This is a genomic window from Brenneria tiliae (assembly GCF_023347575.1).
Classification (GTDB): domain Bacteria; phylum Pseudomonadota; class Gammaproteobacteria; order Enterobacterales; family Enterobacteriaceae; genus Brenneria; species Brenneria corticis.
The window spans coordinates 217,487-242,476 of sequence record NZ_JAKPCB010000100.1 but is presented as its reverse complement, the minus strand read 5'-3'; the positions used below and the strand labels follow the sequence as shown (position 1 = coordinate 242,476).

Sequence of the window (24,990 nt, the reverse complement as noted above, 5' to 3'; positions counted from 1 at the left end):
ATTAGCCTTTATTTAGCCAGTAAACTTCACGCTGCGGCGTGGAACGCGGCTTTACGCCCCCCTGAAAGGGGTCGCGTAAAGGAGGTCGCCGCAGCTTAAAAAATGCCAGGGATAATTAAGGATTAACCACCGTTTTAAAGACCATTTTTCCGTCTTTGACTTCATTGATGACGGCGCTACGGATTGCATCGCCGTCTTTCAGCGTCAGCGTGCCGGTCACGCCGGTAAAATTATTGGTGGCGCGGATTTTTTCATTGACGCAAACCCGGTCTTTGGGGTCGCTGCACTGGTTCATGCCGTTGACGATCATTTTGTAAGCATCTGCGGTCATCGCGCCCCAGGTATGGGTCGGCTCTTTATATTTCGCTTCCCAGGCCTTGATAAATTTCTCCCCTTCCGGCGTCTGCTCTTTGGCGTCCGGCGAGTAGTAGTCGGTGGCCATATAGCCTTCCACCGCATCCTGCCCCAGAGTGAAGAAGATCTGGTCAGCCGCCAGACCGTCGCCGCCGACCACCGGCGCTTTCAGCCCCAGCTGTTTGGCCTGCACCGCGATCAGCGCCGCTTCGGTGTAATAGATCGGCATATAGATCATATCGACGTTTTTAGACTTGATGGTGGAGAGCTGGGCTTTGAAGTCCTTACTGCCGCCCGGCACCTGTACTTCGACGGGAATGGTGCCGCCGTTTTTCAGAAACTGGGTGCGGAAGGATTTTGCCAGACCGACGGAATAGTCGTTGCTGCTGTCGAACATGATGGCGGCGGTTTTCGCCCCCAAATCGCGCGATGCCAGATTGGCGCCGACCACGCCCTGGAAGCTATCGGAAAAACATACGCGGCTGACGTACTGGCGGTTGCGGGTCACCCGGTCGTTGGTGGCGGTCGGGGAGACCAGCGGAGTTTTGGTGTCTTCGGCCATTTTGGTCATCGCCATCGTATTGGTCGAGGTGACCTCCCCGATCACCGCGTCGACTTTATCGCTGGAAACCAGACGCTGCATGGCGTTGGCCGCTTCCACCTTGTCGCTTTTGTCATCAATGATGACCAGTTTAATGGTATCGCCGTTTTTCAGCGTCGGCTCCAGGCTATTAATCAGCTCAACGCCTTTTTGCGAGGGTTGCCCAAAGCCGCTAAGCGGTCCGCTTAAAGGCAGGACCACGCCGATTTTCACTTCGGCCGCCAGCGCGCCATTGGCGCAGAGAACGGAGGAAACAAATGCGGCTGCTACCGTTATTCTGACAAAATTATTATTCATGATCGCCTCTTTGATAATGAGAGATGCACATCCCAGTAATGGAATAAAGCCGTACGCCTGACTGTGAGAGTCTGAAAATTGCCGCAGGGATATATTCTGCTGGCGGAACTGAAATCAGCAATAAATGTGCCAGAACGATAAAATAGCAATTAACATATTAATAAATAACAAAAAAATGGATTTATTACGGTAGGAAAAACGGCGGGACGGAAAAGGCATAAAGGGAAATGCACCAATTTGTTTCGTCGTTGCTTTTAAAAAGTGCGCCGTGGTTAACAGCAAGATTCTATATGTAAATCAGCTCCTCAGGGCGAGTCGGCAATATTGTATCCCGATGATTGTCATCTACTATTTATGCTCTGCTCCGGCGTGACGGCAAACAGATGCCATAGTGATTATTCCTTTTAATATGCTATTTCCCACTTTTTATGCTACAGCAGCAGGGGAGGAAAGTTTTTTGCGTCAGGCGTTGGCGAAAAATTTATCATTCCTTCGCCCAAGATGACTATACTAACCAGAATTTACAGGCCATATACCAGCACTTATGATAGCGTCCATTTTTACCACCTCGCCAGTCTGCCCAATATGTTGTTAAAACGCTTCCATCACATCGGATTACGACGATTAATCTTACTGCTGGCCGTTACCAGTGCGCTGATTATGTTGATTAACAGTTTTTACGCCAGTTACCGGGTGCAGCGTCAGTTGCTGATCGATAACACGTTGGAAGCCAATCGCGTTTACGCGGCCAAGCTGGCGGCCACCACCGATACTTTCTTCAAAACATCGCTGCAGCAATTGGCTTACAGCGCCGGCGAGATAGCGGACCACGTGGATGACGGCGACCGCCTGAACCGGGAAACCAGACGTATCGGGTTACAGAGTCGCAGTTTCAACACCGTCTCCATTGTCGATGAACACGGCGTGGTCAAGGCGGCCTTTCCCGATACGTTTCAATGGATAGGAAAAAAGGTCACTACGGCCGGCGTAAGGCAGGCCCTGCAGGAAAGGGATCAGCTGATCAGTTCGCCTTATGACTCCGTGGTCAATAACCTGATCGTCCTTGTCTCCGCACCGATATTTAGCCGCGACGGGCGCTACCAGGGGTTTATCGGCGGCTCCATTCACCTGGAAAAACCCAGTATTCTCAACGCATTGCTTGACCAGCACTATTATCAGGACGGTTCTTATATCTATGTGACCGACCACTTTAGAAAAATTCTGTACCACAAAGACCCCCGGCAGATCGGCGTCGTCGTCCACACCAGCCCGATAATGGATAGCCACAGGGAGAGCAACGGCAGCCGCAAGATGGGGGATAAACAGGGTAAAGAAATGCTGGTCGGATACGCCATGGTTCCCGCCAACCGGTGGGAAGTGCTGGTGCAGCGCCCAACGAGTGAAACCTTAAAGCCGCTGGATAGCCTGATGATGAATGTGTTGCGGCATACTCTGCCATTCGCCTTGCTGACCCTATTCGGCGTTTGGCTGCTGGCCCGGCTTATTGCCCAGCCGCTGTGGCTGCTGGCGCGCAGCGCCAATAAAATGGACGCGCTGAACGTTTCCGACGACATCAGGAAAATTCGCTCCTGGTATTTTGAGGCCACGCAGCTCAAACAGGCGATGCTAATCGGCATCGATCTGCTACAGAAAAAGATCGGCAAGCTGAGCTATGAAGCGCAAACCGACCCCATGACCGGGCTGTTCAACCGCCGGGGAATGGAAAGCATTCTGCGTTACTGGCAGATCGGCCAGAAAAGCTTCGCCATTATCGCGCTGGATATCGACAGCTTCAAACGCGTTAACGACACCTATGGCCATGATGTCGGCGATAGCGTGATCGGCTATCTTGCGCAGCTTATCCGCAACGGTTCGCGCGACAGCGATATTTTATGCCGCAGCGGAGGAGAGGAGTTTCTGATTTTATTGCCGGAAGCCACGATGAAAATCGCGCTGGAGATTGCGGAACGCCTGCGCAACAGGGTGCAGCAAGCCGATATTCCGACGGTCGGCCATATCACCATCTCGCTGGGGGTATCGCTGTGGGTGCCGCACCATCAGGACATCACCATGGAGCGGGCGTTTAAAATGGCGGACGAGGCGTTGTATAAAGCCAAACAGCAGGGCCGCAACCGGGTGATCGCCGCCGCGGACGCCCGCTAAGCCCGCCGGGATGACGGCTTTAATGCCCCCTGCCGTTCAACGGGCGATGTCGGCAAACCGCTGGACATCACCTGTATAAATAACCATACTTAATCCTCTTTCTCCCCCGGCAACCAACGAAAAGGCAGCCTTAGTGACCGAGACTCGTCAGGGCTTTATTCTCACCCGCCACTGGCATGACGCCCCCGCCGGCGCCCAGGTGGAGTTCTGGCTCGCCACCGACGACGGTCCGCTGCTGGCCCGCCTGCCCGCGCAGCAGGCCGTCGCTTTTATCCCCGCCGCGCAACAGGACCAGGCCGGCCGCCTATTAGCCAAAGAGAGAGGCTGGCAGCTACGGCCGCTGGCGCTGCAGGATTTCCATCATCAGCCCCTGCTGGGGCTCTATTGCCAGCAATACCGCCAGGTGCTGCGGCTGGAAAGGCTGCTGCGCGAAGACGGGGTTCAGGTCTATGAGGCGGATATCCGCCCGCCCGACCGTTTTCTGATGGAGCGCTTTATTACCGCCTCCGTCTGGCTGAGCGGCGAGAGCGCGTCGCCCGGCCTGCTGACCCAGGCGCGGATGAAGCCCAATCCCGATTACCGCCCCGATCTCAAGCTGGTTTCGCTGGATATCGAAACCAACCGCCACGGCGAGCTGTACTGCATCGGCCTGCAAGGCTGCGGTCAACGCCAGGTTTATATGCTCGGCCCGGCCAACGGACTCGCCGCGGACGCCGATGATTTTACGCTGGAATATGTCGCCAGCCGCCCGCAGCTGCTGGAAAAGCTGAACCAGTGGCTACAGCGGCACGATCCTGACGCCATTATCGGCTGGAATCTGGTGCAGTTCGACCTGCGGGTATTGCAAAAACACGCCGAGCGCTACCGTATCCCGCTGCTGCTGGGCCGCAACGGCGGTGAACTGGAATGGCGCGAGCACGGCTTCAAGCCGGGGCATTTTTTTGCCGGCGCCGCGGGCCGGCTGATTATTGACGGCATCGAGGCGCTTAAGTCCGCCACCTGGAATTTCGCTTCCTTCAGCCTGGAATTCGTCGCGCAGACGCTGCTGGGCGAGGGTAAAGCCATTGATACCCCCTATCAGCGCATGGACGAGATCGACCGCCGCTTCGCCGAAGATAAACCGGCCCTCGCCCGCTATAACCTGCAGGACTGCGAACTGGTCACCCGTATTTTCGCCAAAACGGAACTGATGCGTTTTCTACTGGAGCGCGCCAACGTGACCGGCCTGGCCGCCGATCGCAGCGGCGGCTCCGTCGCCGCCTTTACCCACCTCTACCTGCCGCGCATGCATCGCATGGGCTATGCGGCGCCGAACCTGGGAGAGGTCGCGCCGCAAGCCAGCCCCGGCGGATTCGTGATGGATTCCCGCCCCGGCTTATACGATTCGGTGCTGGTGCTGGATTACAAAAGCCTGTATCCGTCGATTATCCGCACCTTCCTGATCGACCCGGTGGGTCTGGCGGTGGGAATGCAGCACCCGGACGAACGGCACGCCGTCGCCGGTTTTCTCGGCGCCTGGTTTTCCCGCCGGCAGCACTGCCTGCCGGCCATCGTCGAGCATATCTGGCAAGGGCGCGAGGCCGCCAAGCGCACCGGCAACAAACCGCTGTCGCAGGCGCTGAAGATCATCATGAACGCCTTCTACGGCGTGCTGGGCGCCAGCGGCTGCCGCTTTTTCGATCCCCGGCTGGCCTCTTCCATCACCCTGCGCGGCCATGAAATCATGCGCAAAACGCGCGAACTGATCGAACAACAGGGTTATCAGGTGATCTACGGCGATACCGACTCAACTTTTGTCTGGCTGAAACGCGCCCATTCGCAGGAAGAGGCGGCCCGCATCGGCGATACGCTGGTGCGGCAGGTCAACCAGTGGTGGCGCACGCATCTGCAGCAAACCCACGGGCTGACCAGCGCGCTGGAGCTGGAGTTTGAAACCCACTTCCGCCGTTTTCTGATGCCCACCATCCGCGGCGCCGAACAGGGCAGTAAAAAGCGCTACGCCGGGATGATTGATACGCCCCAGGGCGAAAAAATGATTTTTAAGGGACTGGAAACGGTGCGCACCGACTGGACGCCGCTGGCGCAGCATTTTCAACAGCAGCTTTATCTGCTTATCTTTCAGCAACGGCCTTATCAGCAATGGCTGCGGGACTATGTGGCGAAAACCCTGAACGGCGAATTCGATGCGCAGCTGGTTTACCGTAAACGGCTGCGCCGCCGGCTCGACGACTATCAGCGCAACGTGCCGCCCCATGCGCGGGCGGCCAAAATCGCCGACGACTACAATCGCCGGCAGGGGCGGCCGCTGCAATACCAAAACGGCGGCTGGATTAGCTACGTCATCACCACCAGCGGGCCTGAACCGCTGGAAACCCGGCATTCGCCGCTCGACTATCAGCACTACGTCGAGCGCCAGCTACAGCCGGTGGCGGATGCCATTCTTCCCTTTCTGCACGACGATTTCACTACCTTGATTACCGGTCAGATGGGGTTATTTTAATCATCGGCGTCCGCCGCGGGCTTTTGAGCAGGTGACGAACGCGTCGCCTTCCATTACCATAACGCCCTTTCTCAATTGACATCGACAACGCCATTATCTTCTTCGTGCCGGATGCGCATGGCGAAATAGAACCCGACTCTATACCGACACAGACAAAAATCGAGCTAAGAATTTATGCCTTTTACACTTGGTCAGCGCTGGATCAGCGATACGGAAAGCGAACTTGGATTGGGTACGGTGATTGCGGTCGACAACCGCATGGTCACCCTGCTTTTCCCTGCCAGCGATGAAAACCGACTCTATTCCAGAAGCGATGCGCCCATCACCCGGGTGATGTTCAACCCCGGCGATATCGTCACCAGCCACGAAGGCTGGCAGTTGAAAGTAGACAGCATTGGCGATGAGAACGGGCTGCTGGTGTACCGCGGCCAGCGGCTGGATAACGAGGCCCCGGCCGAACTGCGCGAAATCATGCTGGATAGCAAGCTGACGTTCAACAAACCGCAGGATCGCCTGTTCGCCGGCCAGATCGACCGTATGGATCGCTTCGCCCTGCGCTACCGCGCGCGTAAACATCAGCACGAACAGGCGCTGCAGCAGTGGGGCGGCCTGCGCGGCATGCGCGCCAGCCTGATCCCGCATCAGCTGCATATCGCCTACGAAGTCGGCCAGCGCCACGCGCCGCGCGTCCTGCTGGCGGATGAGGTCGGCCTGGGGAAAACCATCGAGGCCGGGATGATCATCCACCAGCAACTGCTGGCCGGCCGCGCCGAGCGGGTGCTGATCGTGGTGCCGGAAACCCTGCAGCACCAATGGCTGGTGGAGATGCTGCGCCGCTTCAACCTGCTGTTCTCGCTATTTGACGATGAACGCTACGCGGAAGCGAAGCTGGACAGCGGCAACCCCTTTGAAACCGAGCAACTGGTCATCTGTTCGCTGGACTTCGTGCGGCGCAATGCGCAGCGTTTCGAACAGCTGGTCAATGCCGACTGGGGCCTGCTGGTGGTGGATGAGGCGCATCACCTCTCCTGGAGCGAAGAGGCCCCCAGCCCCGAATATCAGGCGGTCGAACGCCTGGCCGCCAATATTCCGGCGGTGCTGCTGCTTACCGCCACGCCGGAACAGCTGGGCCAGCAAAGCCATTTCGCCCGTCTGCGCCTGCTCGATCCGAATCGCTTCCACGACTATCGGGAGTTCGTCGCCGAACAGCGGCAATACCGCCCGGTGGCCGATGCGGTAACGCTGCTGCTGGCGGGAGAAAAAGCCAAAACGCCCGAGCTTAACGTACTGAGCGAACTGCTCGGCGAGCAGGATATCGAACCGCTGCTGAAAGCGATTAACAGCGACAGCGAAGACAACGCGCGCGCGCGGCAGGAACTGATCGCCATGCTGATGGATCGCCACGGCACCAGCCGCGTGCTGTTCCGTAATACCCGTCAGGGGGTGAAAGGCTTCCCGCAGCGTATTCTGCATCAAATCCGCCTGCCGCTGCCGGCCCAGTATCAGACGGCGATCAAAGTGTCCGCCATTATGGGCGCCAACAAAGCGCCCGAAGCCCGCGCGCGCGATATGCTCTACCCGGAGCAGATTTATCAGCAGTTGGAAGGGAACGACGCCACCTGGTGGAATTTCGATCCGCGCGTTGAGTGGCTGCTCAATTACCTGACCGCCAACCGCCACGAAAAAGTGCTGGTGATCTGCGCGCAGGCCGCCACCGCGCTGCAGCTGGAACAGGTGCTGCGCACCCGCGAAGCCATTCGCGCCGCCGTTTTCCACGAAGGGCTGTCCATTCTTGAGCGCGACCGGGCGGCCGCCTATTTCGCCTCCGAGGAAGAAGGCGCGCAGGTGCTGATCTGCTCGGAGATCGGTTCCGAAGGCCGCAACTTCCAGTTCGCCAGCCAGCTGGTCATGTTCGATCTGCCGTTCAACCCCGATCTGCTGGAACAGCGCATCGGGCGGTTGGATCGCATCGGCCAGACGCAGCAGATCCAGATCCTGATCCCGTATCTGGAAAATACCGCCCAGGCGCTGCTGGTGCGCTGGTATCACGAAGGGCTGGACGCTTTCGAGCACACCTGCCCGACGGGCCGCACCATCTATGACGCCCATTATGCGCAGCTGATTGAACGACTGACCGCGCCGGGCGAACAGCAGGGTCTGGATGAGTTTATCCGCCTCTGCCGCCAGCAGCACGAACAGTTTAAACAGCAGCTTGAGCAAGGGCGCGACCGCCTGCTGGAAATGCACTCCAACGGCGGCGAACAGGCGCAGAGGCTGGCGCAGGGCATCGCCGAACAGGATAACGACGTTAATCTGGTCACCTTTGCGCTTAATCTGTTTGATATCGTGGGCATCAATCAGGAAGATCGCAGCGATAACCTGATTATTCTGACGCCGTCCGACCATATGCTGGTGCCCGACTTCCCCGGCCTGCCGCAGGACGGCTGCACCATCACCTTCGATCGCGAACAGGCGCTGTCGCGCGAAGACGCGCAGTTTATCAGCTGGGAGCATCCGCTGATCCGCAACGGGCTTGATTTGATCCTCTCCGGCGATACCGGCAGCTGCGCCGTGTCGCTGTTGAAGAACAAGGCGCTGCCGGTCGGCACGCTGCTGGCGGAGCTGGTCTACGTGGTGGAGGCGCAGGCGCCGAAACATTTACAGTTGACGCGCTTCCTGCCGCCGACGCCGGTGCGCCTGCTGATGGACCGCAAAGGCGCCGACCTGGCCGGACAGGTGGAGTTTGAAAGCTTTAACCGCCAGCTCAGCGCCGTCAACCGCCATACCTCGAGCAAGCTGGTGAACGCCGTCCAGGCGGACGTGCACGCCATGCTCAAGCAGGCGGAAGCGCTGGTGGAAGAACAGGCGCGCCGGTTGATCGCCGATGCCCAGCAGCAGGCCGACCTGCAGTTGCGCCGCGAGCTGGAACGTCTGGAAGCGCTCAAGGCCGTCAACCCGAATATTCGCGACGATGAATTGAGCGCGCTGGAAAATCAGCGCGAGCAGGTGTTGCGTAACCTTCATCAGGCAAACTGGCGTCTGGACGCCATTCGCCTGGTGGTGGTCACCCACCAGTAGCCGGGAGAGAGGCGTTATCGATGGAAGCCTATAATCCCCCCGCCGATCCCTGGCTGCATATCCTGTATCAGGATCGGCACATCATGGCGGTGAACAAGCCCAGCGGCTTGCTCTCCGTTCCCGGCCGCGCGCCGGAACACAAGGACAGCGTGATGAGCCGCATTCAGGCCGACTACCCCGACGCCCAGTCCGTCCATCGTCTGGATATGGCCACCAGCGGGGTAATGGTTGTAGCGCTGACCAAAGCGGCCGAGCGTGAGTTAAAGCGCCAGTTCCGCGAACGCGAGCCCAAAAAGTCCTATATCGCCCGCGTCTGGGGGATAATGGAGCGGGACGAGGGATTGATCGACCTGCCGCTGATTTGCGACTGGCCGAACCGGCCCAAACAGAAAGTCTGTTTTGAGCAGGGAAAAGCCGCGCAAACCGAATACCAGGTTTTGTCGCGCGACGGCGACGGCACCACCCGCGTCAGGCTGATGCCGATCACCGGGCGCTCTCACCAGCTGCGCGTCCATCTGCTGGCGTTGGGCCACCCGATTCTGGGCGACGGCTTTTACGCCCATCCCGCCGCCAAGGCGCTGGCGCCCCGTCTGCTGCTTCACGCCCAGGAGCTGTGCATCACCCACCCGCAATTCAACGCGCCGATGCACTTTCGCTGTGAGGCGGACTTTTAGGGACGGTAGCAGACAGGAGGAGAGAGCGATAAAGGCGGGGGAAAGGAGACGGCGTTACTTTACTTGATCGGCGCTTTTCAGCAGTTCATAGGCGGCCTGAATATCCTGCGCCTTGCGCTTGGCCATATCCATCATCCTCGGCGATAGCCCCTTCGCCACCAATTTATCCGGGTGGTGCTCGCTCATCAGCTTACGATAGGCGCGCTTAATCGTCGCCGCATCATCGTTGCGCCGTACGCCCAGCGTACGGCAGGCGCTTTCCAGCGTGGGTCCGCGCGGGGAGACCGGCGGCCGCTGCCCGCCGTAAGAATGGCCGCCGGACGACTGGCCGCGGCGCTGGTGGGACTTGCCGCTCTGTCTGCCGTCGCCGTGCCTGGCGTGGTAAGCCGAACTTTCCATATTGCGCAGAAAAAAGTCGAACTGCTCGCGGGTCACGCCCAGTTCATCGGCGATAACATACAGCAAACGTCTTTCATTCGGATGCAGCACGCCATCGGCAAACGCCACCTGCAGTTGAATTTCCAGAAACATCTTAATCAGATCAAAACGCCCCAGGCAGGCATCGCGCAGTTTGCGCAGCTTAAGCCGCAGCGGGAAATGGCTGGCCTTGCCTTCGCGAAAAGCCTGCTGCGCCGCGGCGCGCGCCTCGCCGAACAGCTCAAGGCGATCCATCACCCTGGTGGCGATCTGGATATCCGCTTCCGTTACCCGTCCCTTGGATTTGGTAAGGTGGCCCATCGCCTGGAAGGTGGTGAGAAAAAACAGCGACTGGCGCGTGGACTGGGCGGAGAAAAAGTCACGGCGACGCGATGCCCGGGCCCGGTCAAACCAGTGCCCCATCAGCAGTCCCGTGATGATTCCCCAGATGCCGCCGCTGGAGATAATTCCCAGCACAAGCCCCAGCAACTTTCCCCAATACCGCATATACTCCTCAAATCCTCATGCCGCCGGCTAAAAATTGCTTTATCATACCCGTCATTTATCTTTGCACCTAACGGCAGCGCGTATTAAACAGTGGGGATTTAACACTGGCGCAACGCTGACGAGTGATATAGTCTCTGACCGTTTGCCGGCATGATGCCTCTGATGACGGAACACCTGATACCGCGTATGAAAAAAAGTTTCCCAACCCTGCTGGCCACCCTGATTTGGTCGGCGCTATACAGCCAGCAAACGCTGGCCGATCTCGCCGAACAGTGCATGCTTGGCGTACCTACGTACAATAGGCCGCTGGTCACCGGCGATCCCAATGATTTGCCGGTAAATATTCAGGCCGACAAAACCGCCGCCAACTACCCTGACAGCGCCCTGTTCAGCGGCAACGTCAATATCGAGCAGGGCAACAGCGTACTGACCGCCGAGCAGGTGGAGCTCAACCAGATAGCATCCGCCGCTCAGGACGGCGCGCCCACGCGTACCATTACCGCCACCGGCAACGTGCATTACGACGATAACCAGGTCGTTCTGAAAGGCCCCAAGGCCTGGTCGAACCTCAATACCAAAGATACCGACGTGTATGAGGGCGACTATCAGATGGTCGGCCGTCAGGGACGCGGCAGCGCCGACAAAATGAAAGTGCGCGACGGTAATCGCTACACCATTCTGGAAAACGGCACCTTTACCTCCTGCCTGCCGGGAGATAATAGCTGGAGCGTCGTCGGTTCGGAAGTGATTCAGGACCGCGAAGAGCAGGTTGCCGAAATCTGGAACGCGCGCTTTATGATTGGCGGCGTACCGGTTTTCTACAGCCCTTACCTGCAACTGCCCATCGGCGACAAGCGGCGCTCGGGTTTCCTGATCCCCAATGCCAAATTCGGCAGCAGCAACGGCTTTGAGCTGCTGACGCCTTATTACTGGAATATCGCGCCCAATTTTGACGCTACCATCACGCCGCATCTGCAAACCAAACGCGGCATGCAGTGGCAGAACGAATTCCGTTATCTGACCGCCCCCGGCGCCGGCACCATTCAGTTCGACTGGCTGCCCAGCGACGACGAATACGCCAAAGACGCGCCGCGGGACGATAACGACCCCCGCTGGCTGTTTCACTGGCAGCACAACGGCGTGATGGATCAGGTCTGGCGTTTCGACACCGACTATACCAAAGTCAGCGACGATCGCTATTTCACCGATCTGGACTCCGAATACGGCTCCACCACCGACGGCTACGTCTCACAAAAACTCAGCGTGGGCTACGCCAATCAAAACTGGGATACCACGCTCTCCACCAAACAGTTCCAGGTATTTTCCACCGCCAACAGCCGGGACGTCTACCGCGCCGAACCGCAGCTCGATATCAATTACTATCAGAATGATATCGGCCCGGTCGATCTGCATCTTTACGGTCAGGCGGTAAAATTCACCAACGTGAACGATAAACGGCCGGAAGCCACGCGTCTGCATATCGCACCGGCGCTGAGCCTGCCGCTGACCAACCGCTGGGGCAGCCTGAACACCGAAGCCAAGCTGCTGGCGACGCATTACCAGCAGGACAATCTCGATCGCTACCGCGCCGACCCGACGGTCAGCGACAGTTCAAAGTATAATCTGAAAGACTCGGTAAACCGCGTGATGCCGCAGTACAAGATAGACGGCAAGATGGTTTTCGAGCGCGAGATGAACTGGTCGCAGGGGTATACCCAAACGCTGGAGCCGCGGGCGCAGTACCTGTATGTGCCTTATCGCGACCAAAGCGACATCCATACCTATGATTCAACGCTGCTGCAGGCCGACTACTCCGGGCTGTTCCGCGACCGCAGCTACAGCGGCCTGGACCGTATCGCTTCGGCCAACCAGTTGGCGACCGGGGTGACATCGCGTATTTATGATGACGAACTGGTTGAACGTTTTAATGCCTCCGTGGGTCAAATCTATTACTTTGATCGTCCGCGCACCGGCGATAGCAATATGTCGCTCGATCAAAGCGATGATAACGGCAGCATGGTATGGGCCGGCGACGCCTATCTGAAGGTTGACGACAACTGGGGCATGCGGGGCGGATTGCAGTACGACGCCCGCCGCAACGAAGTGGCGCTGGGCGACGCCGTGCTGGAGTACCGCAAAGACGCCGAGCGTCTGGTACAGTTGAACTACCGCTTCGCCAGCCCGGAGTACATTCAGGCCATGCTGCCGAATGTGCGCAATCCCGGTTTCCAACAGGGCATTTCGCAGGTGGGCGTGACCGCCAGTTGGCCGATCGTCGACCAGTGGGCCGTGGTGGGAGCTTACTACTATGATACCAAGGCCAATCAGCCTGCCAGCCAGTTGATTGGGGTGCAGTACAACACCTGCTGCTGGGCCGTCAGCGTCGGGTACGAACGCAAAATCACCGACTGGGAGAGCAACGGCAGCGTGTATGATAATAAGGTGTCGTTTAATATCGAATTACGTGGTTTAAGCAATAATTACAGTCTGGGCTCCGAAAAAATGCTGCGGTCGGGTATTTTGCCTTACCAGCGCGCATTTTGACGCCATCGCGCCGTCAGCCGGTATAAATGGGCGAACAGGCTGTATCAACGAAACTTTTAACCCGCCTTGCGGATGAGATAAATGGGAAAGGTATGAATAACTGGAGAACGCTTATTCTCGGATTGGCACTAAGTGCTTCTACCGCGTTCGCAGCACCACAAGTGGTTGATAAAGTTGCAGCAGTGGTTGATAACAGCGTCGTATTGGAAAGCGACGTCAACGGCCTTTTGCAGTCGGTGAAACTGAATGCCCAACAGGCGGGCCAGCAATTGCCGGATGACGCCACCCTGCGCCATCAGATTATCGACCGTCTGATCATGGATAACATCGTCCTGCAGATGGCGCAGAAAATGGGTATCCAGATTACGGATCAGCAGTTGGATCAGGCTATCGCCAACATCGCCGCCCAGAACCGTATTACGCTCGATCAGTTAAAAAGCCAGCTGGCCTATGAAGGTCTTAACTACAACACCTACCGCAGCCAGATTCGTAAAGAGATGCTGATCGCCGAGGTGCGCAATAACGAAGTTCGCCGGCGCGTCAGCGTGCTGCCGCAGGAAGTGGACGCGCTGGCCAAACAGATCGCCAACCAGACCGGGGAAGATACCGAACTCAATCTGAGCCATATCCTTATTCCGTTACCGGAAAACCCCAGCCAGCAGCAGGTTGATGAAGCTGAAAATCTGGCCGGCTCCCTGGTGAAGCAAATCAACGAAGGCGCGGATTTCGCCAAGCTCGCCATCAGCTATTCCGCCGACTCCCAGGCGCTGCAAGGCGGCCAAATGGGATGGGGCAAGCTGCAGGAGATCCCGACCCTGTTCGCCGAACGGCTGACGCAGGCGCAGAAAGGACAGATAGTCGGTCCTATTCGTTCCGGCGTCGGCTTCCATATTCTGCGGGTTAACGATCTGCGCGGCAGCGATAAAACCGTGTCGGTCACCGAAACCCATGCCCGCCATATTCTGCTGCGGCCTTCGGTGGTGATGACCGACAGCCAGGCGCAGGCGAAGCTGGAAGAGGTCGCCCAGCAGATTAAAAACGGCGGCACCGACTTTGCCGCGCAGGCGAAACTACTGTCGCAGGATCCCGGTTCGGCCAATCTGGGCGGCGATCTGGGCTGGGCTTCCCCGGATATGTACGATCCGGCGTTCCGCGATGCGCTGCTGAAATTGCGCAAAGGCGAAATCAGTCAGCCGGTCCACTCCGCTTTCGGCTGGCATCTGATTCAGCTGCTGGATACCCGCCAGGTGGATAAAACCGACGCGGCGCAGAAAGAGCGCGCCTACCGCATGATTTTCAACCGCAAGTTTGCCGAAGAGGCGCAAACCTGGATGCAGGAACAGCGCGCGGCGGCTTACGTTAAAATCGTCAACGGCGCGGACGACTGATGCACGGCAACGACGATACGCCACGCGTGGCGATCACTCCCGGCGAGCCCGCCGGGATCGGCCCCGATCTGGTTATTGCGCTGGCGCAGCGGCCGTGGCCGGTCGAGCTGGTGGTGTGCGCCGACCCCGACCTGCTGATGAGCCGGGCGCTGCAGCTGCGCCTGCCGCTGACCCTGCGGCATTACCAGCCCGGGACGCCCGCCCGGCCGCAGCAGGCGGGAACCCTGACGCTGCTGGCGCTCCCTGCCCCGGCCACCGTGGTGGCCGGCCGGCTTAACGTCAGCAACTGCGCCTACGTGGTCGAGACGCTGGCGCGCGCCTGCGATGGCTGCCTGAACGGCGAATTCGCCGCCCTGATCACCGGGCCGGTTCACAAAGGCATCATTAACGACGCCGGGGTGCCGTTCAGCGGACATACCGAATTTTTCGCCGACCGCAGCCGCTGCAAGCGCGTGGTGATGATGCTGGCGACCGAAGAATTACGCGTCGCGTTAGCCACCACGCATCTGCCGCTCGCCGACGTCTCGGCCGCCATTACCCGGCAGAGCCTGCATGAAGTCGTCACCATTCTGCATCATGATTTACAGAGCAAATTCGGCATCGAACGGCCGCAAATCTACGTTTGCGGCCTGAATCCCCACGCCGGGGAAGGCGGCCATATGGGCCGTGAAGAGCTGGACGTCATCATCCCCGCGCTGGATGAACTGCGCCGTCAGGGCATCGCCCTTATCGGTCCGTTGCCCGCGGATACGCTGTTTCAGCCGAAGTATCTGCAACACGCGGACGCGGTGCTGGCGATGTATCACGATCAGGGCCTGCCGGTGCTGAAATATCAGGGATTCGGCCGCGCGGTGAATATCACGCTGGGGTTGCCGTTTATCCGCACCTCGGTCGATCACGGCACGGCGCTGGAGCTGGCCGCCAGCGGCAGCGCCGATCCCGGCAGCTTTATCACGGCATTAAACCTTGCCATTAAAATGACAACGCACATTAATGAATAATCGAGTACACCAAGGTCACTTCGCCCGTAAACGCTTTGGGCAAAACTTTTTAAGCGATCGTTTCGTGATCGACAGCATTGTTTCCGCCATTTATCCGCAGCCCGGTCAGGCCATCGTCGAGATCGGCCCCGGACTTGGCGCGCTTACCGCGCCGGTCGGCGAGCGGATGGATCGCTTTACCGTCATCGAGCTGGATCGCGATCTGGCGGCGCGGCTGGAAACCCATCCCACGCTGAAAGATAAGCTGACCATTATTCAGCAGGACGCCATGACGGTGGATTTCTCCGCGCTGGCCGAGCAGGCCGGACAGCCGCTGCGGGTGTTCGGCAATCTGCCGTATAATATCTCCACGCCGTTGATGTTCCACCTGTTCAGCTATACTCAGGCTATCCGCGACATGCACTTTATGCTGCAGAAGGAAGTGGTCAACCGTCTTGTCGCCGGTCCCGACAGTAAAGCCTACGGCCGCTTAAGCGTGATGGCCCAGTATTACTGTCAGGTGATCCCGGTGCTGGAAGTGCCGCCCACGGCGTTTAAACCGGCGCCGAAAGTCGATTCCGCCGTGGTCCGTCTGGTTCCTTACGCGCAGGTTCCGTATCCGGTGAGCGACATCCGTACGCTGAGCAGGATTACCACCGCGGCGTTTAATCAGCGGCGTAAAACGCTGCGCAACAGCCTGGGTAATCTCTTTACGCCGCCACTGCTGACCGAGCTGGGCATCGACCCGGCCTGTCGGGCCGAAAACGTGACGGTGGAGCAATACTGCCGCCTGGCGAACTGGCTGACCGAGCATCCTGCCGCGCCGGAATAACTGGAGTTGTTCGTGATGATTAATGCGCCCCGTGTTTGTGTACAGGTCCAGAGCTTTTACGTCGAGTCTCAGTCACTGCCTGATGAAGAACGTTTCGTCTTCGCTTATACGATCACGGTGCGCAATCTGGGGCGGCATGAGGTACGTCTTCTCGGCCGCTACTGGCTGATTACCAATGCCAACGGTCATCAGACCGAGGTCCAGGGAGAAGGCGTCGTCGGCGAGCAGCCGGTGATCCCGCCCGGCAGTGAATTTCAGTACACCAGCGGCACGGTGCTGGAAACCCCGTTAGGCACCATGGAAGGGCACTACCAGATGATCGATCATCAGGGTAACGCTTTTCAGGTCGCTATTCCCGTATTCCGTCTGGCTATTCCCTCACTGATACATTAATTATGTCTACTTATTTGATTGGCGATGTTCACGGCTGTATAGCGGAACTTGAGGCGCTATTGGCGCAGGTTTCTTTCCACCCGCGACAGGATACCCTGTGGCTGACCGGCGATCTGGTGGCCCGCGGTCCGGATTCGCTTCAGGTGCTGCGTTTTGTTCGCTCGCTCGGCAGCGCGGTCCGCGTGGTTTTAGGCAATCACGATCTGCATTTGCTGGCCGTCTACGCAGGGATCAGCCGCAATAAGCCCAAAGACCGGCTCAACGCCCTGCTGGAAGCGCCGGACGCCGATGAGCTGATTAACTGGCTGCGCCGCCAGCCGCTGTTGCAGGTTGATGAAGACGTAAAGCTGGTGATGGCGCACGCCGGCATTACGCCGCAGTGGGATCTGGCAACCGCGCAAATGTGCGCCCGGGAAGTGGAATCCATGCTGGTCAGCGATAGCTACCCTCTGTTTCTCGACTCGATGTACGGCGACATGCCGAATCACTGGAGCCCGGAGCTTAGCGGCCTGCCCCGCCTGCGTTTCAGCACCAACGTCTTTACCCGTATGCGCTACTGCTTCGCGGGCGGTCAACTGGATATGATCTGCAAAGAGCCGCCGACGCAGGCGCCCTCATTGCTGAAGCCGTGGTTTGAATTACCGAGCCGGATCGCCCCGGCGTACGCCATCGCTTTCGGGCACTGGGCGTCGCTGGAAGGAAAAGGCACGCCGGAGAATATCTACGCGCTGGATACCGGCTGCTGCTGGGGCGGGGAGTTGACCATGCTGCGCTGGGAAGACAAGCGCTACTTCAGACAGAAATCGCTGTCGCGCCCGGATGCGGGCAATGCCGAGTAATCCGTCCGCAATATGACCAGGGCGCGCCGTCTGCGCCCCGATCAAAAGAAATCAGTTTCTTTCCAGAATCTCGAAACAGTAGCTGTGAGAATTGCGCTCATCCGCATCGTGAAATTCGCTGAAAGTGGACGACCACTCATCAGGCTCATAATCCGGAAAATGCGTATCGCCTTCGACTTCCGCATCGATATGGGTCAGATACAGCCGGTCGGCCCTGGGCAACATCTGCCGGTAGATACTCCCGCCGCCGATCACCATCACTTCTGGCGCATCGCCGGCGGCGGCCAGCGCCTCGTCCAGTGAGGACACCCAGGTCACCCGGTCGTCATCGCCGGGATGATTGCTGACCACAATATTGAGCCGCCCCGGCAACGGCTGACCGATAGAACGGAAAGTATTGCGCCCCATCACGATCGGCTTATCTACCGTATTACGTTTAAACCACGCCAAATCCGCCGGTAAATGCCACGGCATGGCGTTCTCCATACCGATAACACGATCCACAGCCAATGCAGCAATCAAACTAATAACCATGGTGAAACCCTATAGGTCAGAAAATTGCTGACACTATACGGAAAGCCCCCGCACTCGTCGATATGGATACCTCTTATATACCCGTCATCTTTCAAGTTGCAGGTGCGTTGGCTGCATTACTCGGCCCATCCGTGGGCCTCGCCCCGTTGGGGCCGCTGCAAGCAGCGTTCAAATCTGCTCCAGGCAGATTTGTCAGTCACCCCAGTCACTTACTTAAGTAAGCTCCTGGGGACTCACTCGGTTGCCGCCTTCCTGCATCTCGAAATCTATTGGGTATAGCAATATATTTAGACGCTGGGGCGCTTGCGGTACAGCCATATTCCCGGCAGCGACAGGCCGATGGACAACGCCCCGACGATAAAGCTGGCCTTAAGGAAATTGGTGATCATTACGCTCATCAATTCTTCGCTGTAGCCAAGGTGCGACAGCTCCACCACGGAAATCATCGCGGTATAGGCCGAAATCCCCGGGAACATGGGAATCACCGCGGCGACGGTGAACACCTTGGGGTGCGCCAACAGCCAGCGCGACCAGCGAATGCCGAGAATGCCGATGGTAATCGCCGCCAGAAACGAGGCCCATTCGATGTTCAAACCGAAATGCATGGCGATAAAGCGCACGCCGTGTCCCAGCGCTCCCAGCGCCGCGCAATAGCGCAGCGCTCTGACGGGAACGTTGAACACCATGGCGAAGCCCAACGCCGGCACCGCCGCCAGCGCCATATCCAGTAACAGTTCCCCCAACAGCGTTAAGCCCATCCGCGTAACCCCCACATCGCCAGCGCCATCACCACGCCAATGCAGGTAGACAGCGTCAGCAGGCTGGCCACCGTCCAACGGGCCAGTCCCGTATTAACGTGTCCTTTAAACATATCGGCCACCGCGTTGATCAGCGGAAAACCGGGAACCAGCAGCAGCACGCTGGCCGCCATCGCCACGGTTGAGGTGTGCTGGAAAACGGGCAGCTTCATCAATAGCCCCGAGGCCGACGTCGCCACGAATGCGGTAATACAGAAGTTAATCAGCGGATTAAGGTGGCGGGCGGTGAATAGCTGGCGCACGTACATCGCCAGGCCGCTGGCGACCAGCGTCACCACCGAGGCGTCCCACCCGCCGCCGTTCAGCCGGCTGAAGCAGGCGCAGGACAGCGCCACGATGGACACCATCAGCCAGCGCGGATAGCGCAGCGGCTTGATATGGGCAAAACGTTTCTCCACCCCGGCCACATCCAGCAATCTATGCTCGGCCATAATCACCGTGTGCTGCACCTCGGTAACCACGTGCATATTGATGCCGCGATCGACATTCTTGCGCGTGGACGTCAGGCAATGCCCCCCTTGGATGGTGGTCAGGACGATGGCGTTCGCCGAGATCGAACTCTCGACGCTATCAACGCCCAGCGCCACGCCAAGCCTGGCGGGCAACTGCTCCACAACCGTACTTTCCGCGCCGTGCTGCAACAGCAACAGCGCGCACTGAATGCACAGCCGGGTAATCTCCCTTTGCCGTGACGTTTCATCGACCATGTTTTTATCCCGATCCCGACCCACAGAAATTAACCCTGAACAAAGCAAGGAGACTTGTTAACATATTACCGGGCAATAGCCAATAATGGTGATGCGAATTAATTGCTCCGGCGCTATTATTCTATCCTGTTTTTATTTCTTATTTCCGCCACCTGGAACCCATCATGCTGGAAACATCGCTATTTGTCGCCACCATTGCCACGCTGGGCATGCTTTCGCCCGGGCCTGATTTTTTTCTGGTAATCAAAAATGCGGCCCGCTATCCGCGAGCCGCGGCGCTGATGACGTCATTAGGCGTAATTTGCGGCGTAGCGACCCATATGGCGTACTGCGTGGCGGGGCTGGCGGTGGTTATCACCACCACCCCTTGGCTGTTCAATTTACTGAAATACGCCGGGGCCGCTTATCTGATCTGGGTTGGCGTTCAGGCGCTGCTGTCCCGCGGCGGGAGTAAAATGAATCTCGCGGGTTTAACGAAACAGCGGGTCAGCATGAAGAGAGCCTTTTTGCAGGGCTACTTATGCAATCTGCTGAACCCGAAGGCAACGCTGTTCTTTCTGGCGATGTTTACCCAGGTGCTGAGCGTCGACTCCGGCGTCGGCGAGAAACTGTGGTATGCCATGATTATCTGGGTTCTGGCCGCAGTCTGGTGGCCGCTGCTGGTGGTTATTTTTCAGAGCGGGCCGGTACGCCGCGTGCTGGAAAAAGCGCAAAAGCTGGTGGATAAACTGCTGGGTACGGTGCTGATTGCGCTCGGTATCAAGGTGGCGCTGGGTTAACGGCGGTTTTAAATTTAAGGCCCGTCGAGCGGGGCAGTCCAACCCCACCCCAACCCTCCCCTTCGCAGGGGAGGGAGCACGCTCTCCCCCCTGACAAGGAAGAGGGAGTAAAAACGCTGGCTCCTCCCCCTGACAAGGGGGAGGCTGGGAGGGGGTCGTTAATGGGCCCACCGAGCGGGCCTTTTGTGCGGCTTAGAGGGTTCCCGTCCCGCCGTCGGAACACCATACCTGGCCGGAGGAATAGCTGCTTTCCGCCGAGGCCAGCGTCACGTACAGCGGCGCAATCTCCGCCGGCTGACCGGGGCGGCCCAACGGGCTATCGCCGCCAAACTCCCTCACTTTTTCCTCGGGCTGACCGCCGCTCGGCTGTAAAGGCGTCCAGTAGGGCCCCGGCGCCACCGCGTTGACGCGAATGCCCTTCGGCCCCAGCTGTTTAGCCAGCGCCTTGGTGAACGCCACATTACAGGCTTTGGTCTGGGCATAATCCAGCAGGATCGGGCTGGGGATAAACGCCTGCACCGACGAGGTGTTGATGATGACGGAGCCCGCCGACAAATGCGCCAGCGCGGCTTTCGAGATCCAGAACGGCGCATACACGTTGGTCTTAAAGGTCGCGTCAAAGTCTTCCGTGGTCAGCGCCTCAATGGACTCGTTATATTGCTGACGTCCGGCATTGTTAACCAGAATATCCAGCCCGCCCAACTTTTCCACCGCTTCCTTGATCAGACTCTGACAGAACGCCTCCGTGCGGATATCGCCGGGGATGGCCACGGCGGTACGCCCTTCGGCGCGAATCAGCGCAATCACTTCCTGCGCATCGGATTCTTCTTCCGGCAGATAGTTAATCGCCACGTCCGCCCCTTCCCGGGCGTAAGCGATGGCGACGGCGCGCCCGATCCCCGAATCGCCGCCGGTGATCAACGCCTTGCGGCCGGAAAGACGCCCGCTGCCGCGGTAGCTTTTTTCGCCATGATCGGGAACGGGTTTCATTTTGCTGGCCAATCCCGGCGGCGTCTGGGGCTGATCTGCAAAAGGCGGTTTGGGGTACGCCTCGGTCGGATTTTTACCGGTTAATGGGGATAACGCGTCTTTGGTTAAGCTTGGATCCTGCTGGTTAACACTCATACTCACCTCTTATATTGTTTACCGCATAAAACTTCAAACAATACGCTTAAGGGTAGACGATTATCTGGATACTTTCCTGAAACACGGCAATAAACCGCCAAAAAGGAAGAAAATAAAAGGAGTTAGGAGGGAGAAAAAAATAAAGAGGGAACAGTGATAAAGCGTAGTTCGGCGACTCAAAAAAAGCCAGCGTTGATCGCCAACGCCGGCTTTACCGGTCAGGAAGGAATCAGCCTTTCACCAGGGCGTGCATTTCCTGCACCGAGATCACTCTCTCGGTGGGATCGGCGTTTAACGACATCGCCGTGGCGAACCCGCCGTTCATGGTGGTATCGTAATGCACCTTGTATTGCAGCGCGCTGCGGCGGATCAGCTTGGAATCCTCAATCGCCTGGCGCCCCGCAGTGGTGTTGACGATATAGGCGTACTCGCCGTTTTTGATGCGATCCTGAATGTGCGGGCGCCCTTCATGCACCTTGTTCACCAGGCGAGGATTAATCCCCGCTTCACCCAGCTCAATGGCCGTGCCGTGCGTCGCATCCAGCTCAAAGCCGTGCTTGAGCAGTTTCGCCGCCAGATCCACCACCCGCGCCTTGTCGCCTTCACGCACCGACAGCAGCGCCCGGCCGGATTTCTTCATCTGCGAGTTGCTGCCCAGCATGGCTTTGGCGAAGGCTTCGGCGAAGGTGCGGCCCACGCCCATCACCTCGCCGGTGGAGCGCATTTCCGGCCCCAGAATCGGGTCGACGCCGGGGAATTTGTTAAACGGCAGCACCACCTCTTTCACCGAGTAGTAAGGCGGGATCACTTCTTTCGTCACCCCCTGCTGCGCCAGCGTCTGGCCCACCATCACCCGCGCCGCGACTTTCGCCAGCGGCACGCCGGTCGCCTTGGAAACAAACGGCACGGTACGCGCCGCCCGCGGGTTGACTTCAATCAGATAGACTTCGTTGTTTTTGACGGCGAACTGCACGTTCATCAGGCCGCGCACCCCCAGCTCAAACGCCAGTTTCTCTACCTGCCGGCGCATCACGTCCTGAATTTCCTTGCTCAGCGTATACGCCGGCAACGAACAGGCCGAGTCGCCGGAGTGAACGCCCGCCTGTTCGATGTGCTCCATAATGCCGCCGATCAGCACCCGCTCGCCGTCACAGATGGCGTCCACGTCCACTTCAATGGCGTCGTCCAGGAAGCGGTCCAGCAGCACCGGCGCATCGTTGGACACCACCACCGCATTCTGGAAGTAGCGACGCAGATCGATTTCGTCGTACACGATCTCCATCGCCCGGCCGCCGAGCACATAGGAGGGACGCACCACCAGCGGATAGCCGATATCGCGCGCCTTTTCCACCGCCTGCTCAATCGCCACCACCGTGGCGTTGGCCGGCTGTTTCAGGTTCAGACGGTCTACCGCCTGCTGGAAACGCTCACGGTCTTCGGCGCGGTCGATGGCATCCGGGCTGGTGCCGATAACCGGCACGCCGGCGGCTTCAAGCGCCCGCGCCAGCTTCAGCGGCGTCTGGCCGCCGTATTGCACGATAACCCCTTTAGGCTGCTCGATACGCACGATTTCCAGCACGTCCTCCAGCGTCACCGGCTCAAAGTACAGACGGTCGGAGGTGTCGTAGTCGGTCGAGACGGTTTCCGGGTTACAGTTGACCATAATGGTTTCATAACCGTCTTCGCGCAGCGCCAGCGACGCATGAACGCAGCAGTAGTCGAACTCGATGCCCTGACCGATACGGTTAGGCCCGCCGCCCAGCACCATGATTTTGTCGCGGTCCTGATGCGGATTGGCTTCGCACTCCTCCTCATAGGTGGAATACATGTACGCGGTGTCGGTGGCGAACTCCGCCGCGCAGGTATCGACGCGCTTATACACCGGGTGCAGGTCGAACCTGTCGCGCAGCTTGCGTATTTCGCTTTCCGCCACCCCGGCCAGCGCGGCCAGACGCGCATCGGCAAAGCCTTTACGCTTCAGCTGGCGCAGGAAGTCGGCGTCCAGCGCGTTCACGCCTTTTTCCGCCACCTGCTCTTCCAGACGCACCAGCTCTTCAATCTGCACCAGGAACCAACGGTCGACATTGGTCAGGTTGAATACGCCGTCGACGGACATGCCGGCGCGGAAAGCGTCGGCGATATACCAGATACGCTCGGCGCCCGCATCCTTCAGCTCGCGGCGGATTTGAGTCAGCGCCTGCGGATCGTCCAAATCGACTTTCGGATCGAATCCGTTCACCCCCACTTCCAGGCCGCGCAGCGCTTTCTGCAACGATTCCTGCTGCGTGCGGCCGATAGCCATCACTTCACCCACCGATTTCATCTGCGTGGTCAGGCGGTCGTTGGCGCCGGCGAACTTCTCGAAGTTGAAGCGCGGGATCTTGGTAACCACATAGTCGATGGAGGGTTCAAAGGAGGCCGGCGTACGGCCGCCGGTAATATCGTTCATCAGCTCGTCAAGCGTGTAGCCCACCGCCAGCTTGGCGGCGATTTTCGCAATCGGGAAGCCGGTGGCTTTGGATGCCAGCGCGGAGGAGCGCGACACCCGCGGATTCATCTCAATCACGATCAGGCGGCCGTTTTTCGGGTTGACCGCGAACTGGACGTTCGAACCGCCGGTTTCCACCCCGATCTCGCGCAGCACCGCCATCGAGGCGTTACGCATGATTTGATACTCTTTGTCGGTCAGGGTTTGCGCCGGCGCAACGGTGATGGAGTCGCCGGTGTGGATCCCCATGGCGTCGAAGTTTTCAATGGAGCAGACGATGATGCAGTTGTCGTTCTTATCGCGCACCACCTCCATTTCATACTCTTTCCAGCCAATCAGCGATTCGTCGATCAGCAATTCTTTGGTGGGCGACAGATCCAGGCCGCGCTCGCAGATCTCTTCGAACTCTTCGCGGTTATAGGCGATGCCGCCGCCGGTGCCGCCCATGGTAAAGGAGGGGCGGATAATGCACGGGAAACCGACCTCGGCCGCCACCGCCAGCGCCTCTTCCATATTGTGCGCGATACCGGAACGGGCGGTATCCAGGCCGATTTTCTTCATCGCCACGTCAAAGCGGCGGCGATCTTCGGCCTTATCAATCGCATCGGCGGTGGCGCCGATCATGGTGACGCCGAATTCGGCCAGCACGCCCTGACGCTCCAGCTCCAGCGCGCAGTTCAGCGCCGTCTGGCCGCCCATGGTCGGCAGCACCGCGTCCGGGCGCTCTTTCTCGATGATTTTGCGCACCACTTCCCAGTGAATCGGCTCGATGTAGGTGGCATCGGCCATTTCCGGGTCGGTCATGATGGTGGCCGGGTTGGAGTTCACCAGAATGACGCGGTAGCCCTCTTCGCGCAGCGCCTTGCAGGCCTGCGCCCCCGAGTAGTCGAATTCGCACGCCTGGCCGATAACAATCGGGCCGGCGCCCAGAATCAGGATGCTTTTAATATCTGTACGTTTTGGCATTTTCTC

General features: G+C 58.7%; 18 protein-coding genes. 11 read left to right on the top strand and 7 right to left on the bottom strand.

From position 1 onward, the window contains the following. Positions 1-115: 115 nt before the first annotated feature. Positions 116-1,252 (bottom strand): ABC transporter substrate-binding protein, encoded by a 1,137-nt coding sequence (locus MFP24_RS16320; protein ID WP_249231283.1) that lies wholly within the window; start codon positions 1,250-1,252, stop codon positions 116-118. 585 nt (positions 1,253-1,837) lie between these two features. Here MFP24_RS16320 and MFP24_RS16315 point away from each other — a divergent pair. The 4 genes from MFP24_RS16315 (at position 1,838) to rluA (ending at position 9,667) form a co-directional block, all read left to right on the top strand. Further along, complete coding sequence (locus tag MFP24_RS16315; protein WP_407062015.1) at positions 1,838-3,415, top strand: sensor domain-containing diguanylate cyclase; 1,578 nt, start codon at positions 1,838-1,840, stop codon at positions 3,413-3,415. A 133-nt stretch (positions 3,416-3,548) separates the two neighbouring features. Then, the gene (locus MFP24_RS16310) at positions 3,549-5,915 is read left to right on the top strand and encodes a DNA polymerase II (protein WP_249231286.1); all 2,367 of its coding nucleotides are present in this window, start codon (positions 3,549-3,551) and stop codon (positions 5,913-5,915) included. A gap of 174 nt (positions 5,916-6,089) precedes the next feature. Then, entirely contained in the window at positions 6,090-8,993 is a 2,904-nt protein-coding gene (gene rapA, locus MFP24_RS16305) for an RNA polymerase-associated protein RapA (protein ID WP_249231287.1), read from the top strand. Between the two features lie 20 nt (positions 8,994-9,013). Next, positions 9,014-9,667, top strand: coding sequence for a bifunctional tRNA pseudouridine(32) synthase/23S rRNA pseudouridine(746) synthase RluA (gene rluA / locus MFP24_RS16300; RefSeq protein ID WP_249231288.1), 654 nt, complete (start codon positions 9,014-9,016; stop codon positions 9,665-9,667). A gap of 54 nt (positions 9,668-9,721) precedes the next feature. Here the strand turns inward: rluA and djlA are convergent, their stop codons facing one another. After that, positions 9,722-10,591 carry a co-chaperone DjlA gene (gene djlA / locus MFP24_RS16295; RefSeq protein ID WP_249231289.1) on the bottom strand — a complete coding sequence of 290 codons (870 nt, stop codon included), beginning with the start codon at positions 10,589-10,591 and terminating at the stop codon, positions 9,722-9,724. Between the two features lie 150 nt (positions 10,592-10,741). Between djlA and lptD the strand changes: the two genes are divergently transcribed. The 6 genes from lptD to apaH all read left to right on the top strand — a co-directional run bounded on the left by lptD (position 10,742) and on the right by apaH (position 17,567). Then, positions 10,742-13,135, top strand: coding sequence for an LPS assembly protein LptD (gene lptD, locus MFP24_RS16290; RefSeq protein WP_249231290.1), 2,394 nt, complete (start codon positions 10,742-10,744; stop codon positions 13,133-13,135). A gap of 92 nt (positions 13,136-13,227) precedes the next feature. Beyond that, positions 13,228-14,523 carry a peptidylprolyl isomerase SurA gene (surA, locus tag MFP24_RS16285; RefSeq protein WP_249231291.1) on the top strand — a complete coding sequence of 432 codons (1,296 nt, stop codon included), beginning with the start codon at positions 13,228-13,230 and terminating at the stop codon, positions 14,521-14,523. Further along, positions 14,523-15,524: a 4-hydroxythreonine-4-phosphate dehydrogenase PdxA gene (gene pdxA / locus MFP24_RS16280; protein ID WP_249231292.1), complete on the top strand. Its 1,002-nt coding sequence runs from the start codon at positions 14,523-14,525 to the stop codon at positions 15,522-15,524. Before surA ends, pdxA begins: the two co-directional genes overlap by 1 nt. Further along, entirely contained in the window at positions 15,517-16,335 is an 819-nt protein-coding gene (rsmA, locus tag MFP24_RS16275; protein WP_249231293.1) for a 16S rRNA (adenine(1518)-N(6)/adenine(1519)-N(6))-dimethyltransferase RsmA, read from the top strand. The genes pdxA and rsmA overlap by 8 nt, the downstream gene beginning before the upstream one ends. 15 nt (positions 16,336-16,350) lie before the next feature. Further along, on the top strand, positions 16,351-16,728 hold the full coding sequence (apaG, locus tag MFP24_RS16270) for a Co2+/Mg2+ efflux facilitator ApaG/CorD (RefSeq protein WP_249231294.1): 378 nt from the start codon (positions 16,351-16,353) through the stop codon (positions 16,726-16,728). A 2-nt stretch (positions 16,729-16,730) separates the two neighbouring features. After that, positions 16,731-17,567 carry a bis(5'-nucleosyl)-tetraphosphatase (symmetrical) ApaH gene (gene apaH, locus MFP24_RS16265; RefSeq protein ID WP_249231295.1) on the top strand — a complete coding sequence of 279 codons (837 nt, stop codon included), beginning with the start codon at positions 16,731-16,733 and terminating at the stop codon, positions 17,565-17,567. Between the two features lie 51 nt (positions 17,568-17,618). Here apaH and folA read toward each other — a convergent pair whose 3' ends face one another. The 3 genes from folA to MFP24_RS16250 all read right to left on the bottom strand — a co-directional run bounded on the left by folA (position 17,619) and on the right by MFP24_RS16250 (position 19,626). Further along, complete coding sequence (folA, locus tag MFP24_RS16260) at positions 17,619-18,101, bottom strand: type 3 dihydrofolate reductase (protein ID WP_249231296.1); 483 nt, start codon at positions 18,099-18,101, stop codon at positions 17,619-17,621. A 287-nt stretch (positions 18,102-18,388) separates the two neighbouring features. After that, positions 18,389-18,859: a threonine/serine exporter gene (locus MFP24_RS16255; RefSeq protein ID WP_136166065.1), complete on the bottom strand. Its 471-nt coding sequence runs from the start codon at positions 18,857-18,859 to the stop codon at positions 18,389-18,391. Continuing rightward, positions 18,850-19,626, bottom strand: a complete 777-nt coding sequence (locus MFP24_RS16250; protein WP_249231297.1) for a threonine/serine exporter family protein — start codon at positions 19,624-19,626, stop codon at positions 18,850-18,852. Before MFP24_RS16250 ends, MFP24_RS16255 begins: the two co-directional genes overlap by 10 nt. Before the next feature lie 164 nt (positions 19,627-19,790). Between MFP24_RS16250 and MFP24_RS16245 the strand changes: the two genes are divergently transcribed. After that, entirely contained in the window at positions 19,791-20,405 is a 615-nt protein-coding gene (locus MFP24_RS16245) for a LysE family translocator (protein WP_249231298.1), read from the top strand. 192 nt (positions 20,406-20,597) lie between these two features. Here MFP24_RS16245 and MFP24_RS16240 read toward each other — a convergent pair whose 3' ends face one another. Together MFP24_RS16240 and carB are read right to left on the bottom strand one after the other, a co-directional pair. Continuing rightward, a complete protein-coding gene (locus tag MFP24_RS16240; protein ID WP_249231299.1) occupies positions 20,598-21,530 on the bottom strand; it encodes an SDR family oxidoreductase in 933 nt (310 codons plus the stop codon). Between the two features lie 229 nt (positions 21,531-21,759). Then, a complete protein-coding gene (carB, locus tag MFP24_RS16235) occupies positions 21,760-24,984 on the bottom strand; it encodes a carbamoyl-phosphate synthase large subunit (RefSeq protein WP_249231300.1) in 3,225 nt (1,074 codons plus the stop codon). Positions 24,985-24,990: the final 6 nt, after the last annotated feature.

Excerpts from the sequence above, each read along its gene's own strand:
- MFP24_RS16320 (WP_249231283.1), bottom strand. The coding sequence starts at position 1,252 with ATGAATAATAATTTTGTCAGAATAACGGTAGCAGCCGCATTTGTTTCC.
- lptD (WP_249231290.1), top strand. The coding sequence starts at position 10,742 with ATGATGCCTCTGATGACGGAACACCTGATACCGCGTATGAAAAAAAGT.
- folA (WP_249231296.1), bottom strand. The coding sequence starts at position 18,101 with ATGGTTATTAGTTTGATTGCTGCATTGGCTGTGGATCGTGTTATCGGT.
- apaG (WP_249231294.1), top strand. The coding sequence starts at position 16,351 with ATGATTAATGCGCCCCGTGTTTGTGTACAGGTCCAGAGCTTTTACGTC.
- MFP24_RS16255 (WP_136166065.1), bottom strand. The coding sequence starts at position 18,859 with ATGGGCTTAACGCTGTTGGGGGAACTGTTACTGGATATGGCGCTGGCG.
- rapA (WP_249231287.1), top strand. The coding sequence starts at position 6,090 with ATGCCTTTTACACTTGGTCAGCGCTGGATCAGCGATACGGAAAGCGAA.
- carB (WP_249231300.1), bottom strand. The coding sequence starts at position 24,984 with ATGCCAAAACGTACAGATATTAAAAGCATCCTGATTCTGGGCGCCGGC.
- rsmA (WP_249231293.1), top strand. The coding sequence starts at position 15,517 with ATGAATAATCGAGTACACCAAGGTCACTTCGCCCGTAAACGCTTTGGG.
- MFP24_RS16315 (WP_407062015.1), top strand. The coding sequence starts at position 1,838 with ATGTTGTTAAAACGCTTCCATCACATCGGATTACGACGATTAATCTTA.
- apaH (WP_249231295.1), top strand. The coding sequence starts at position 16,731 with ATGTCTACTTATTTGATTGGCGATGTTCACGGCTGTATAGCGGAACTT.
- MFP24_RS16240 (WP_249231299.1), bottom strand. The coding sequence starts at position 21,530 with ATGAGTGTTAACCAGCAGGATCCAAGCTTAACCAAAGACGCGTTATCC.
- MFP24_RS16250 (WP_249231297.1), bottom strand. The coding sequence starts at position 19,626 with ATGGTCGATGAAACGTCACGGCAAAGGGAGATTACCCGGCTGTGCATT.
- rluA (WP_249231288.1), top strand. The coding sequence starts at position 9,014 with ATGGAAGCCTATAATCCCCCCGCCGATCCCTGGCTGCATATCCTGTAT.
- djlA (WP_249231289.1), bottom strand. The coding sequence starts at position 10,591 with ATGCGGTATTGGGGAAAGTTGCTGGGGCTTGTGCTGGGAATTATCTCC.
- surA (WP_249231291.1), top strand. The coding sequence starts at position 13,228 with ATGAATAACTGGAGAACGCTTATTCTCGGATTGGCACTAAGTGCTTCT.
- pdxA (WP_249231292.1), top strand. The coding sequence starts at position 14,523 with ATGCACGGCAACGACGATACGCCACGCGTGGCGATCACTCCCGGCGAG.
- MFP24_RS16245 (WP_249231298.1), top strand. The coding sequence starts at position 19,791 with ATGCTGGAAACATCGCTATTTGTCGCCACCATTGCCACGCTGGGCATG.